The 15,605-nt window shown below is 43.1% G+C and carries 10 protein-coding genes; all 10 read right to left on the minus strand.

Going from position 1 to position 15,605, the window contains the following annotated elements; translation table 11 throughout:
* Positions 1-64: 64 nt before the first annotated feature.
* On the minus strand, positions 65-991 hold the full coding sequence (locus MKY28_RS23610; RefSeq protein WP_340937184.1) for a phosphate ABC transporter substrate-binding protein PstS family protein: 927 nt from the start codon (positions 989-991) through the stop codon (positions 65-67).
* A 486-nt stretch (positions 992-1,477) separates the two neighbouring features.
* A complete protein-coding gene (locus MKY28_RS23615) occupies positions 1,478-3,403 on the minus strand; it encodes a PTS fructose transporter subunit IIABC (protein ID WP_340019046.1) in 1,926 nt (641 codons plus the stop codon).
* A 15-nt stretch (positions 3,404-3,418) separates the two neighbouring features.
* Positions 3,419-4,297, minus strand: a complete 879-nt coding sequence (locus tag MKY28_RS23620) for a ketose-bisphosphate aldolase (RefSeq protein ID WP_340019044.1) — start codon at positions 4,295-4,297, stop codon at positions 3,419-3,421.
* A 17-nt stretch (positions 4,298-4,314) separates the two neighbouring features.
* Positions 4,315-6,180 carry a BglG family transcription antiterminator gene (locus MKY28_RS23625; RefSeq protein WP_340019043.1) on the minus strand — a complete coding sequence of 622 codons (1,866 nt, stop codon included), beginning with the start codon at positions 6,178-6,180 and terminating at the stop codon, positions 4,315-4,317.
* Between the two features lie 308 nt (positions 6,181-6,488).
* Positions 6,489-7,781, minus strand: coding sequence for an arsenic transporter (locus tag MKY28_RS23630; protein ID WP_340019042.1), 1,293 nt, complete (start codon positions 7,779-7,781; stop codon positions 6,489-6,491).
* A gap of 180 nt (positions 7,782-7,961) precedes the next feature.
* Entirely contained in the window at positions 7,962-10,055 is a 2,094-nt protein-coding gene (locus MKY28_RS23635; protein WP_340019041.1) for a methyl-accepting chemotaxis protein, read from the minus strand.
* 173 nt (positions 10,056-10,228) lie between these two features.
* Positions 10,229-11,287: an EAL domain-containing protein gene (locus MKY28_RS23640; protein WP_340019040.1), complete on the minus strand. Its 1,059-nt coding sequence runs from the start codon at positions 11,285-11,287 to the stop codon at positions 10,229-10,231.
* A gap of 212 nt (positions 11,288-11,499) precedes the next feature.
* Positions 11,500-13,773 carry a bifunctional 2',3'-cyclic-nucleotide 2'-phosphodiesterase/3'-nucleotidase gene (locus MKY28_RS23645; protein ID WP_435303348.1) on the minus strand — a complete coding sequence of 758 codons (2,274 nt, stop codon included), beginning with the start codon at positions 13,771-13,773 and terminating at the stop codon, positions 11,500-11,502.
* A 478-nt stretch (positions 13,774-14,251) separates the two neighbouring features.
* Entirely contained in the window at positions 14,252-14,668 is a 417-nt protein-coding gene (locus tag MKY28_RS23650; RefSeq protein ID WP_017690978.1) for a pyridoxamine 5'-phosphate oxidase family protein, read from the minus strand.
* 462 nt (positions 14,669-15,130) lie between these two features.
* Entirely contained in the window at positions 15,131-15,589 is a 459-nt protein-coding gene (locus MKY28_RS23655) for an NUDIX domain-containing protein (RefSeq protein ID WP_340937185.1), read from the minus strand.
* Positions 15,590-15,605: the final 16 nt, after the last annotated feature.

A 15,605-nucleotide genomic window follows, 5' to 3' on the forward strand; every position in this document is an offset into this window, starting at 1 on the left:
AGCAAACCGCGTAAAGAGGCGGGACCTAAGTCCGCCTCTTTCGCTGTATGCGCAAGTTCAAAGATTACTCAACCACATTACCTGCTGCATCGCGTTTTACTTTCATACCTGACATTGGAATGTATCCCAGTTCTGTCACGTCATTTTGTTGAATTTCGTCACTCAAGATGTAGTCCAGGAATGCTTGTGTTGCTGCATCTGGCTTACCTTTCGTGTACATGTGCTCGTAAGCCCACACTGGATAAGTTCCTGCTTCTACGTTCTCAACTGTTGCTTCTACACCTTCGTATTTCAACACTTGCAAGCTGTCATCCAAGTAAGACAAGGCGAGGTAACCAATAGCACCTGGCGTTTCAGATACCAATTTTTTTACGTTACCAGAAGAATCTTCTTGAATCGAACCTTGGATATCACCCATTTTTGCACCCAATGCATACTTCTCAAAAGTTGCACGAGTACCGGAACTGCTCGGACGGTTTACAATAACAATTGCTTTATCCGAGCCGCCAACGTCTTTCCAGTTTGTTACTTTACCGGAGAAGATGTCGATCAGTTGTTGCTTCGTCAAATCTTCTACACCTGCATCTTTGTTGCTAACTGGTGCCATAGCTACTACTGCTACTTGATGATCAACCAATTCTTTTACTTTGGCTTCGTCTTCCAGTTTCTCTTCTGCAAATACATCAGAGTTACCGATTGTAGCTTGTCCGTCAGATACTTGTGTCAAACCAGTACCACTACCGCCACCTTGAACTTGAACCGTTACGTTCTTATATTCATCAACTGCCATAAATTTCTGTCCAGCTTGTTCTACCAGAGGTAGCAATGCTGTCGATCCGACTGCCAGAATGTTACCGCTAAGCTCAGTAGCAGCTTCTCCTGATCCATTGCTTGCGGCACCCTCTGTACCAGCGTCATTTTTCGATCCGCATGCTGCGAGTACCAGTACGAACGTTAAGGTCATCAAAATAAACGGCAACTTTTTAAACATGTTTTGTTTTCCTCCCCCAATGTAGTGATGGCGTTTTGTGAATTTGTTTGTTCACCATCAACTCTTTACTCATTGTAGTTTCGGTATGTCATCTTAAAATCAGTGTTTTGTAAACGCAATGTTAAAAATATCGGCTGTATATTGAAATATCTGGGATTCAATTTGGCGCTGAAGTGTCGCTACGGGAACGGACGTTGTTTCAATCGCTGTTATCCCCGGATTTATATGATTTACTTTTTCCAAGGAATACATCCGGGGATAAAGGCGAACGCTTCGCTTTTCCACAATCGTTCCGTTCCCTTCGCTGTGTCAGTGCTCGTTGAATCTCAGGCATTTCAATCTCCTGCCTGGGAAGTATGCAAAGAAGGCCTGCCCTATAAAAGGCTGGCCTTGTGTAAATACTTAATGTAGATATTGAATCAATCCGTTATATAGAACAAACAACTGCCTCACAGCCAGTGCATGAGCACCAGCTGGTTAGAGAATTTATGCAGATTTCATAGTTGTTAAGGCTTTTTTATCTGACGGGTCGCTTGAATTACTTTTTGGTTGATATACAGGTTTCTTTAACAATCCAATCATACAAGCTGTAATGATGGAACCAACTAAAATACAGACAATATACAGTAATGGATTACTTGCCGCAATGGGAATAACAAAGATTCCACCGTGAGGAGCTTGTAACGAAATACCTAGAGCCATGCTCATTCCTCCACCAATCGCTGCACCTACAATATTGGATGGAATAACTCTCAAGGGATCATTTGCAGCAAACGGAATCGCGGCTTCTGTAATAAACGACGCACCCATAATATAAGCGGCTTTGCCTGCATTACGTTCTTCGATTGAAAATTTATTCTTGAATAATGTTGTAGCTAATGCAATACCCAGTGGCGGAACCATACCTCCAACCATCAGAGCAGCAGAAGGTTCAAAGATTTGATTGGCGAACATCGCCAGTCCAAATGCAGATGCTGTTTTGTTAATCGGCCCTCCCATATCAGATGCCATCATTCCTGCCAGAAGTGCTCCTAATAAAATAGCATTAGAACCTGTTAAACCATTTAGCCAACCTTGTAACGACTCATTGATCCAAGCCATCGGACTGTTGATGACAAAATACATAATCAAGGCGGTTATAAATGAACCTACTAATGGCAAGATCAGCACAGGTGACAGGCTTTGCAGTGAGTCAGGAATGCCTTTGACTAATTTTTTCAGAGCTATGATCGTATAACCGGCGATAAATCCAGCCAGCATACCTCCCAAAAATCCGGAACCTCCGATAGTTGCCAGCATCCCACCAATCATACCAGGTGCCAATCCTGGACGGTCAGCAATACTATATGCAATATACCCTGCTAATACAGGAACCATCAATGCAAAAGCAGCACTACCCCCTGCTGTACTTAAAAAAGCGGCGAAAGCATTATAGTCCGGGCTATTTGGGTCAGCCGCATGAATACCAAACATAAACGAAAGCGCAATCAATATACCGCCTGCGACTACAAAAGGAATCATAAAGGATACACCATTCATAATATGGCTGTATATTTTAGGCTGCTTTAAGCGTGTTTTTTCTTTTGCTTCTTTAAGATTACTGTTGCCTTGATTCAAAACGACACCTTTTCCAGCAATCGCATCTTCAATTAACTCTTGTGCATGATGGACTCCATTTTTGACAGAGGTTTTGATCACTGAACGATCGCCAAAAACATCCATATCGACTTTAACATCTGCCGCTACAATAATACCATCAGCTTCAGCAATATCTTCAGGAGTCAATTGATTTCCAACACCTGTTGATCCATTGGTTTGCACTTTAATGTGTACACCGAGTTCCTTGGCCGCATTTTTCAATGCTTCCGCGGCCATAAACGTATGGGCAATTCCTGTAGGACAGCCTGTAACTCCAACCACTTTTTTGCCTGCATACTTTTTAGGACTATGAAGCGCCTGCGCATCTTGTTCTTCTGCCTGTTCAAATAAACGGACAATCTCTTCTTGATCTCGAGCAAGGATAAGTTTCGCTCTAAATAGTTCATCCATCAAAAAGGTCGAAATTTTGGATAATGTTTGCAAATGCTCTGATGAAGAGCTTTGATCGACTGCAATCATAAAAAATAAATTACATGATTCGGTACTATATTCAATACCGCTTAATGATCTGCCCATAATAATGGCAGGGGACTGTACTCCAGTAGACTTGGCATGTGGAATGGCTATTCCGAATCCCACTTCTGTAGGAACCTGTTCTTCACGTGCCCAGATATCTTTTTTAAATTGCTCAATATCGCTTAAATAGCCGTTATCGTTTAACTTTTGCGACAATTCATCTATTAATTCTGCTTTGGTCGTAGCGGTGACATCTAATATGATATTTTCTGGTTTTAAGACATTAGAAATCTTCATGATGGATCTCTCCTCTTAAATTTCTCCCAGTTTATAAAGGCATGCTTTACCTGTAGAACCGAACAGATCCATTTTTTTCTTCACCAGTTCTGTTGCCGCTTTGGTCGCCTCAGGCATCAGTTGATCCGGTTCATATGCATTCGGATTCGCATCGAGTGTCACTCTTAATTGGTTGTAGAATGCTCGCTTCATATCGGTTGATAAATTGATCTTCGCTATCCCATGCTTCACTGCTTCTCTAATCTCTTCATCAGGATTATCTGATCCACCATGCAGCACTAACGGAATTTTTACTTTTTCATGAATTTGTTTCAAACGATCGATTTTGATCGAATGATCTTTGGATTGAGGATAAATACCATGTGAAGTACCTACAGCGACAGCAAGTGTATCGATACCTGTTTGTTCTACAAAAATCGCCGCTTCTTCTGGATTCGTATACAAAATCTCGTCAGCTCCACCTTCCGAGCTGCCTTCATTACTCCCAATCGTACCTAGTTCACCTTCTACAGATACATCGACCAGATGAGCCAGTTCAACCGCTTCCTTGGTTGCCGCAATATTCTCCTCAAAAGGTAAATGAGATGCATCCATCATGACTGATGTATACCCATTGCGAATCGAACGCGTAATATCTTTGATCGTCGCTCCATGATCCAGATGAATAACAAACGGCACTTTAGACTTGGATGCCGCTTCTCGCACATAGGCTATAAACCCATCAGTGACTAGATCAATTTCATTCGGGTGAATCTGCATAATTGCAGGCGAATTCTGCTCCTCTGCGGCTGTAATGACCACTTTGACGAACTCGCTATTGGCTACATTAAATGATCCGACTGCAAATTTATTTTCATACGCTACTTTAAGTAAATCTTTCATATTAATTAACATTTGAATTCCTCCTAGATTTATTTGGAAGACCAGACTTCCAAAAATTCATCGTAATTGGTGATATGAAGTAGTTTGTCTGTCATATTGGTCTGTTTAAACACATCGTAAATTTCTTCGAAAAATTTGGTGTTATTCACCTTCTGATTTTTCGGCGGAATAAACAGAAAAATGATCTGCGCCATCTGATCACCCCATAGCATTTTCTGCTTATTAATCGCTACCAGTACACGTAGTTTTTTGTTATCTCCACAATCAAATGGATGGGGCATCGCGACCAAATTCCCAATATTGGTACTCGACATTTTTTCTCTTTCCACAATACTGGTATATAAATGCTGAATATCGCCTAGTTCTGTAAGTTTTTTTAGCAAATCAATTGGATTGTCTTCATTTAGGAAAAAAACATCATCTGGTGATAAATAATATTTGAGTAGTCCACGATTTAACTGAATCGAAATATTTTTCATATCATCACTTGTAATCATTTCACTTACCAGAATGATATTTTGTACATTTAACTGCTGTTGTTCCGCAATCTCGCTCGTTGTGATAATCGTTTCAATTCCTTCGGGAAGAAGATGTATTTCATGATTAGCTAATAGACTATCGATTCTAATATTCGGAAAATAGAGATTAATCTTACGCTCCAATAGCTTGCCGACTAATAGATTTTTGCCATAAATAATTGCAATCCGTTTTCTGTTATCTTGAGAGTTCTCAATAATGCCCATAATGTGTAACGTCAAGTAACCGATTTCATTTTCAGGTATTTTGATATTTAAACAAAATTGCAATTCTTTTGCCAACACAACTGCGACATTATAAGCATTGGTATATTCTGATTTTATTTGAGCAATAAAAGGATTTTCGACAGGGAAATAATACTTTAATGGGTATAATAATTTGGTAATATGAGCTAATAATCGATCAAGTAACTCTTGGTTTTTGTAGCTGATGAATCCATATTGCTCCCCAACTTTTTGGATCACTGATTTGATTTTTTGTTCCATTTCATTCACGTGTTCATGCCCGATTTCTTCATTTTTTTTAGGTAAGATCTGCAATGCGATCAGCAGGTAACCTAAATACTGATACTCATATTCATCAAAAGGGATATCCATTTCTTGAGCCAGACGGATCAAAATAGATTGGGCTATTTTTAATTCTTCAAAGCTTGTATGATCCAACCTCATATCCTGTTCAGTTATTTTTTGTGCAAGACTTACTCGTTTAAGACTGATCAAAACATTCACACAGATCGAGAATAATTCTTGAAAACTTAGCAATAAATTATACTTGGCCACCTCTTCTTCAATACAAGCGTAGATAAAATGAATAGAAGATCCGTTGAACCAATCGCCAAAATAGTATTGCAGTGCTTCGTCTATCGGCATGTGTTTAAGACAATCGGTAGTGACTAATTTTTTGAGCAAAATCCGTTTCTCAACTTCGCTTCCTTTAAGCCGGATACCTTGGAAAATAATCGCTTCAATTTCGATGTTCTGCTTTTCTGCTTGAATCGTTTGCACTAATTTTTGCACGTCTTTACGGATCGTTTGAGTCGAAAAATAAAGCGTTCTAGCCAGATCCTCGTACGTAATAAAATCAGTCTGCGATAACAGTGCTTTGATAATATGAAATGCTCTTTCTTCGTCATCATCTTCATTTTTATACAGGCTGGATAAATCCCCGACTAATTTGTATCCTTTGCGAGTATTGCCAATAACCATTGCTTTATCTAAATAATTTTCATTTATTTCTTTGATGTCATTGCGAATCGTTCTAGTCGTTACATTAAATAGATTAGCTAATTCGCTTCCACTCACAAAATCATGCTCAGATTGTTTTAAATGCTCTAATAGCTTAATGTAACGTTTTCTCATTTGGCTTTCCTCCTTACACACATACTAATGCAAGCGCTTTATATCCACCAAGCCTATACTCTTTCCTAATAGTTAGGAAGTGATCGTGTATTCGTTTATGATACCCACTTTTTTTAAATTCTAAGTTAGTATTCTATTTAAGAATCGTTTGGGAAGGAAAACAGAACACAAAAAAACCAACCTTCTAAAAAGGTTGGTTTTTTTGTATAGTACCACTACATCCATAACAATAAGCGCGATCCGTACAACACTACCTACTCCAGACACTTAACGGTCTGTGCTAGTTGAAAATGTAAAATACGATTGCACTAACCTAAAATCCAGAGCCACAACGCCAATCCGGCCAACGTGATCAACAATGTTGGGATCGTGAGGACGATGCCTGCTTTGAAATAGTAACCCCATGTAATCTTTACACCTTTGCGGGACAACACGTGCAGCCACAGCAATGTGGCAAGTGATCCAATTGGGGTCATTTTGGGACCCAGGTCGGAACCAATGACATTGGCATAGATCAATGCTTCTTGAATGATACCTTCGGTATGCGCGCCCTGGATGGCTAGCAGGTTAATCAACACGGTCGGCAGATTGTTCATCACCGATGATAATACAGCAGCGATAATGCCCATCCCGAGCGAAGCAGCCAGCAGACCATGCTCTGCTATGGCATCCAGCCAGCGGCTCAGATGATCCGTTAACCCTGCATTCCGCAGTCCATATACGACGATATACATGCCCACCGAGAACACCACAATCGACCATGGCGCTTCCTTGATTACCCGTTTCAGATCAACAGCCTCGCTCTTGCGTGCCAACAAAGCGAACAGCAACGCAACGGAGCCAACGATAACCGACACGGGAATCGGCAGAAACTCACTGGATGCATAGGCAACCAATAACAGCCCAAGCATGAACCAGGCGATTCGGAACATCCGTGGATCACGTATTGCTTCCTTCGGGTCACGTGCCGCGGAGATGTCGTAGCGAAGGGGTATGCTTTTGCGATAAAACAAAAACAACATCCCCGTACTCGCTACGATTGAGAACAGATTGGGCACAACCATGCGTACAGCATACTCCACAAATGTAATGCCAAAGAAATCGGCCGACACAATGTTAACCAGATTGCTAACGACCAGCGGTAACGACGTGGTATCGGCGATAAATCCACTCGCCATCACAAAAGCCAGCACCATGCGTTCATCAAACTTCAATGCACGCACCATGGCCAGCACAATTGGCGTCAGAATGAGCGCGGCACCGTCATTCGCGAACAAGGCAGACACCGCGGCTCCCAGCAGAATGGAGTAGAAGAACAGTCTGCGACCGTCTCCTCCAGCCAGCCTTGCCATATGAAGGGCAGCCCATTCGAAGAAACCCGTCTCGTCGAGAATGAGAGAAATCATAATAATGCCGACAAAGGCCAGCGTTGCATTCCATACAATGGATGCCACATCCGAGGCATCGTTTAAGCTGACGACTCCACACAACAGGGCAAGTAATGCCCCACCCGAGGCAGTCCAACCGATACCCAATCCACGAGGTTGCCAGATCACCAAGGTGATCGTTACTACAAAAATCAGTATTGCTACGTATACCATAGAGCCTCCTGCTGTACCCTGTATCAATATATTATTTCGTTAATTCAATCTTATACTGTAAGATTACACCGCTCTATGCGCGGAATGACCAGACGATATATTTATACAGGGCAACAGGAACATTGTCTATCTTTATTTTCTTTTAATATAAATTGTGTGGTAAGTTATGGTGTTCCAATGTTAGGATTTATCGTTTCCCTTATCCTTCGGTGTATCCTCTACCATCTTGAACATGCCAAGCAGTCCTTGTAATTGTTCCGCCATGCTATTCAGATGTGCCGAGGATGATGCAATCTCTTCTACCGATGCCAGTTGTTCTTGCGAAGATGCCGACACGGATTCTGTATTCGCAGCCGATTCCTGGGTCACATTCGAAATATCACTCATCGCCTTGGCAACGTGGGATGCACCGCTCTCCAGTTGTTTCGTTGTTGCGGACAAGTCATCCAATGTATGAACAGCATCTTCCACCGCCTCCCGAATCTGAGCAAAGGATTGTCCTGACGTATTCACGGCCTGAATTCCTTCTCCTACCCGGGTCTGAGCCGCATTCATAGCGATTAGAGCGGCATCCATGTCCTGACGGATATTATGAACCACCTCACCGATCTGCGCTGCCGAACTTCCGGATTCTTCTGCCAGTTTGCGTACCTCACCGGCTACAACTGCAAACCCACGGCCCGCATCCCCCGCTCTTGCCGCTTCAATAGAAGCATTTAATGCGAGCAAGTTTGTTTGTTTGGAGATGGATGCAATGACATCAACCATGCTACCAATCTCAACGGAACGGGCATTCAGAGATTGAACCACCGTCCCCAGCTGCTCCACCGTTTCCTGGATACTGTTCATCTGCTCCACAGCCTGTCCTGCTGCCTCATTCCCAGATGAAGCCGCTCCGGACGTATGCCGCATATTCGCCGTAATCGACTGCACACGCTCCGACATCATTCGAACATCTTCTGCCATTCGGCTCATCTGTCCCGATCCGTCTTTCACGCTGTTTACCTGCTGCTCTGCACCTTCAGCCAGTTCCTGAATGGCCAGTGTTGAATGTTCAATCGCTTTGGTAGTTTGTTCTGCACTGGCAGACAATTCTTGAGAAGAAGCAGATACCTGCTCTGTCGTTTCCTGTACGCCCAGAATCATCATCCGCAGGTTATCGACCATACGTTCAAAATACTTCGCTAGTTCTCCGACTTCATCTTTACGCCCTGTTTCCATTTTCACGGTCAAGTCACCTTTACTCACGGCTCTGGCAGATTCCTGCAGTCGTTTAATTGGACGCAGCATGGAGCGTGTAAACCATATAATAAAGAGGAGTGTAAGGAACGTAGCCGCCAGAATAACAATAAATGTGGCCATGCGAATATCCTTACTTGCATTAGTTACTTCACTCTTGAGCATCGTGCCTGCAATTTTCCAGCCTGTTGCTTCATTTGTTGAAAAAATCATCATCTTCGGCTGATCGTTGAACACGTAATCGAATTGACCTTCTGGACCTTCATACATCTCATCCAGCAAGCCACTCGTTTCCGGCGTACCTGCATCTGCTACAGGGGATACGACATAGTTTTTGTTTGCATCCATAATAATGACGTAGCCTTCTTTGCCCACCTTAATGGATGTCTGCTCTTGCAGGTCTGTCAGGTCCAGAGATAAACCGATGACACCGGATTGATCCTTTAATGTTTTGGAGATAAACACAACTGCAACACCATCGGTATTAACAGATACAGCTGATACAACAGCTGTACCTGGCTTTTCCATCGCTAGTTTGTACCACTCCCGCTCCCTAGGGTCAAAAGCATCTCCCCGTGTGCTGCTCGCTGTTGGTTTACCTCGAACCATGACTCCGTCTGTTGTTCCTACAAAAATATTCATGGCATCGGGATGCAAGCCCAGATATTGCTCCAGTTTCAACTGAAGCTCGGGACTATCGTTCTCCCCTTTGATCAGGGTCGGATCAAGAGCATCCGCGAAATAGTTAATGTCATGAATCTTGTAATTCACTTGGCTTTCTACAATGGTATTGGCAGTGCTCACACTTTGCATGGCACTATCCACTAATTGTCCTTGTACGCCATCTTCAGCCATCGTTAGTGTGATTAAGCCGACTGCCAAGCTTGGCAGGAGTAGAACGGCCAGGAAGGAGACCAATAGTTTGTTCCTTATATTCCAGACAAAACCTTTCTTTTTCTTCTTTTTATTTTGACTATGTTTTGGTTTGGCAGGTTTCGCTGCTTTCATTGGTTTATTATCCTGAGTTTCACTCATGTCTTTCTCCCCCTCAAAATGTAAAAATGCCCTCTTTCTTTGTATGTATGGATCAATCTAAAAGGCTTATCTTATATATCGGCTAAATGAGGGTATTTATTTGAGAGAAAAATGTGCAGGCACGCCAAACAAGCCACCTCTGATCAGAAGCGACTTGTACAAGGTACAGGTTACTAATTATTCCATGAATTAGATGAAGTATTAGAGTAAGGACCGCCTGGGGGTTGCGCAGAGGGTTTACCAAAATAGTAGCCCTGTGCAAGCTCAATACCTATGGAACGACAGAATTCAAACTCTTCCATTCGTTCGATCCCCTCGGCAAGGACTTGCCCTCCAAATCGACTCGACATCTCAACAATATGAAGAATTTTCTCTTGTTTGGTCGAATCCTGATCACAACGATCAATAAGACTTCGATCTATTTTGACAAAATCCGGTTCTAACCGATTCATCAACTCTATTGTCGAATATCCGGCACCCACATCATCCAGTGCAACCGACATTCCACGGGAACGATATACCTCAAAGATTTGCTGCAAGATAGGCATATGCTGAATCTGCTCTGTTTCCACGACTTCAAACACAAAATCTTTGGGGTCCAGCGAAAGGCGTTCAATCGCTTCAAACGTATGTGTCAGACAATATTCGGGATTGTATATGGAGGAAGGCAGGAAATTTACGAAGCGTTTGACACCATGCGGCAGAAAAAGGGCACTGGTCTCAATAGCAGTAATACGCGCCAATCGATCCAGAAAAGAATGTAGTCCGGTCTCACGCGCAACTTCAAATAATTCATAGGAACTAAAGGATTTTCCATTCTCAGCAGGACGAAGCAAAAACTCATATCCGATAATCTGCTCCGATGCATCAACGATGGGTTGCATATGACTGCTGAATTGATGCTCCAGAATAATGGAAACAAGCTCCGCATGTTTGAAACGGGACTCCTGCATGGTTAGACTAATCCAGCTTTCTTCATTAACCTGTTCGTAAATAGGCATAATCTGAACGGTTAGGGAATCACGTAATGTCGGATCAATTTCGCCGATCTCTTTTATTAAATTCTGAACCGTCTCAAGATTCGAAAAATCCATCCACATCATGTCATCCGACGTCTCGATAAGTCTTCCCGGCGTTTGTAGCGCTTCCAGCAAAGCGGGGGAAATGGGACGCAAGTACAAGGTACCTTGGCCCTCTATAGGATAGATTGGACTGCAGCCACTGCAATTCATGTAGGACCCCCCTTGCCAATTTAGATTCCATGTCCATTAATGTTCACTTGTATATACCCAAAGTTTGTAAATATTATATCATGGGTCTTAAAATTAATCTCTACTGTTTTGATGACTTCCTGTATGACGGTTCTTGGAACAAATATATTCAAATTTGCAGAAAAAAAGACCGACAGTCTGATGACTGTCGGTCTCCCTCAACTTATTAAACTTTAAGAAGCGGGAATCACGATTTTCTGTCCAACTTTCAGGTTATGCACATTTGAGATTTGGTTAGCTGTCGCAAGCTTGCGCCAGTCTACACCATATTTCAAACCTATGCGGTACAAGTTATCGCCTTTTTTCACCACATATACCACTTTGCCGCCCGCTGGTTTCTCAGGCTGTGGCTTGGTCGTTGGTTTGGTTGGAGTAGTCGGCTCCGTAGGTTTAGTTGGCTTTGTAGGTGTTGGAGCAGGCTCCGTACCTGGTTTCGGAGTTGTTGTTGCTTCTCCAGTCAATTTCATGCCGTATTCAGCAAAACCATCATCATTTGTACCAATGAAAGACATCGCCGGGTTTGCTTCAACCAGATCTTTTGCATCCGGGGAAGAAGCAAACACAACTTCAAGATCGTTCAGCGCTGCTGCGGTTAACCCAGCAGATGGCTTAATTGGTGCCAGGGACCAGTTGCCGTCCGCTGCCGGATTAATCGTTTTATTCTCACGGATGTAGTCGATGATCACTTGACGGTTCTCATCCGGTGCAGCCAGAACGATACGTTTACCGTCCGGGTTAGCCAGCTTGGACGAAGAAGCACGGTAGTTATTCGTCGCTACGATGAATTTTTGCGCTGGGTCAATCGGTTTACCGTTAAAACTCAGATCCTTGATCCGGCTTGCCGATGCATTTACAACGGTTGCTTTGCCGTCATACTTGGCTGGTTGTGTCACATCAATCTGATACGTTACACCATCGATAACATCGAAGTTGTACGTTGGGAAGTCATTGTTGATCAGTTGTTGTTGTCCACCTTTAGCCGGGTCGATCTGGTTGAACTGGCCTGCAGACCATTCCAGCCATTCTTTCAGTTCTGCGCCGTTAACCATTACAGCATGTACCGTATTTGGATACACGTACAGGTCAGCAACGTTTTTGATGGCAATGGTGCCTTTAGGAATATTCGTGTAATACGAAGCGCCTGAACGTCCACCGGCTTTGAACGGTGCACCTGCGGACAATACAGGGATTTTCTCATATTCCGTACCTTGCATATGTTTTTCGACATACCATTTCTGTGCATTCGTTACGATCTGAATGGATGGATCATCCTGAACCAGAGCGAAGAAGCTGTTGATAGGTGCAGTCGTTTCGCCCACCGGACCACGAACATACTCCAATGTACCTTCATGCTCTTCATGAACCGCATCAATGATGTCCTGATCCGCATCTACCAGTGGCTTTTTGTTGGCTGTGTCATAGATTGGGCGAGCCTCCGTTTTGGAATCTACCACTTTCCATTTGCCATCAACCAGTTCCAGATCCAGGTCGATGATACCAAGATGATCACCCCAGAACCCTGGCTCTACAGCAGGAACGCCATTGATTGTCCCTTTCTCAAGGTCTACCCCTTTTTTGCCGGCAAAATCAGCACTTGGGAATACTTTGTGAGCATGTCCAAACAGAATGGCATTAATGCCTTCTACCTGGCTCAGGTACAGTACGGAGTTCTCCATCAGATCCGTTTGAGGGATATCCTCAAATCCGGAGTGAGGGATGGCTACAATAATGTCGGCACCTTCAGCCTTCATTTTTGGAATGAATTTTTTCGCGGTAGCAATAATATCCTTGGCGATTACTTTGCCTTCAAGGTTAGCGCTGTCCCACTGCATGATTTGTGGCGGTACAAATCCGATCACACCCACTTTGATCGTATGTTCTTTGCCAGTCTCATCCGTTACTTTTTTATCCAAAATCTCATACGGTGTGAAATAGTTCTTGTCATTTGTCTCATCATCATCACCATCGTCTACATAGACATTGGCATTAATGTAAGGGAAGTTCGCTCCCTCCAGCGTCATGTCTAGGAAGTCCAGACCATAGTTGAACTCATGGTTACCGATGTTACCTGCATCATAATCGAGCAGATTCATCGCTTTATATACAGGGTGAGTCTCACCCTTTTTCAGTGGATCAATCTTCGCAACATAGTCTCCCAGCGGGTTACCCTGAATCAGATCACCATTGTCAAACAGCAAGCTGTTCTTGGCTTCATCACGCGCTTTTTTGATCAGTGTAGCTGTTTTGGCGAGTCCATACTGGTCTGTCTCTTTGTCGGAATAATAGTCGTAGTTAATCAGATTGTCATGAATATCTGTTGTCTCCATGATCCGCAGTTTAACTTTGGCAGCATCCGCAGCCGACACAGGTACCGGAAATACCGCAAGCACGTTTAATGCAACCAAAGCGGCAGTCAGGCTTGATAATACTTTTTTTCTCATTTTCAAAATAACCCCTCCCGGTTATGTACATTGAATCATGCATTAATAGGCAAACGAAGAGCGCAGAAAAAAGATAGATTTCATGGGTTGTGCGTACTGACGCTCTGATGACATGCATCGGAATTTCAGGTAAGTTTATCTCACATGAACATCTATTTATGTCTGTGCTTGTCGTTTACATTCCAAATCATAACGCAATGTTCAGTCATTGAAAAGCATTATTTTTTTACATTACCCGCACATACCTAGGTAAGTTTACATTATCATGCGTGATTTCGACATTTTTTTCAACATTTTAGTAGGTATTTAGTGCTTATTATCTTTGAAATACGTATATTACATGTGCCTTACATGTATATCCAATTCAGCGTTATTCATCCATACCAAAAACCGTGAAACCTTAATGGCTTTCACGGTTGGATTAAACTCTGCGCGTATTTTCGCATAAGGACGCTACTTTGCAGAGGTTATGTTCATATTCGGATTATTGTTCCCACACATGATGTTCATGATCTTTCCCTGTATATTCGATACGAGCCGGGGTGATGTCCAGAATGACATAGTTCGGATCATTAGGTCCATCGAACCACGCCTTCAGTTCATCGTTCCACACTTGCTCACGCAAGCCTTCGTTCTTTGTCACTTCACAGGTTCCTTCAATCTCAACTACTTCCTTGGAACCACCAGCCTCATAACCTAGTAGCAGGCTAACATTCGGATTATTCTCCAGTTCCTCTACTTTGTGTGTACGGCGGTTCGTTGCCAGATGAATGTTCAGTCCATCGTTGAAAAGCGCCATATAGCGGGATTTCGGTTTACCATTCTCCACAGTGGAGAAGCTGCAAAAAGGGTTGTTTTCCAATGCTTTTACAATGTTTTGTTCCAATTCAGTCTGGTTCATGGGAAGTGCTCCTTTCGGTTTGGGGGGATGTTGGAAGAACTCTTGTAGGCGGCCGTTGCGGGTACGGATCGTTCTTTGGATCGCTATTATCCCCAGATTTTTTTGATTCCCTTTTCTCAAAGGGAAAATCCGGTGATAAAGGCGAACGCTTTGCTTCCTCAGAATCGATTCCGTCCCCTCCACTACGTCTACTGTTCTCCCAATTTGAGGAGTGGGTAAGCTAAAGTTCAAACAGAAACCTGTACTTAACTTTGCAGGTTTCGTTTCTTTAGGTTTTATCCGCTCCGTTGCTGTGTATAAGTACAGTCAACTTACGTTAGGTGTAATAAGCCTGTACTTATAGTGTACCCACCTCACCTATGGTGAATCCATGAACCGATACGCTAACGTGACAAAATTGGAAAAGTTCTTTATAAAAATGTTTACATAAAGGGGTTAGCACGATATTTCTTCTTGGCTGATTTAATTCAAATCTCCAAGATAGATTGAAGAAAAGCCTGATTTAAGAAGCAATTCGCCAATTGTTTTTGGATATAAACGAATGTTGGACAGGTCTTCAAGGGCAATCCATTCCACGGCGACTTGGTGGTCATCTGGATTGGAGCCTTCAAAAACGGTTGCCTCCGGATCGATCAGGCTACACGCAAAATAAAATTCAACCTGATGGATATCTGCATCCCACTCGGCGAATTCATGATTTTTACCGATATACTCCCGGATATGTAACAGCTCTCCCACATTCACGGCCTGACCAATCTCCTCCAGACATTCACGTGCGACCGCATCCTTGAGTTCTTCACCTTTCTCCTGTCCTCCACCTGGGAACACATAAGCGGTACCATATTGGTCTTCCAGCCGGATGACCAGCAATCGTCCATCCTGTACAATGACAGCTTTCGCCGAGTTGCGTATGGGTTTCATTCTGTTGATCCACTCC

Origin of the sequence: Paenibacillus sp. FSL R5-0473 (assembly GCF_038004565.1) — a bacterium.
Classification (GTDB): domain Bacteria; phylum Bacillota; class Bacilli; order Paenibacillales; family Paenibacillaceae; genus Paenibacillus; species Paenibacillus amylolyticus.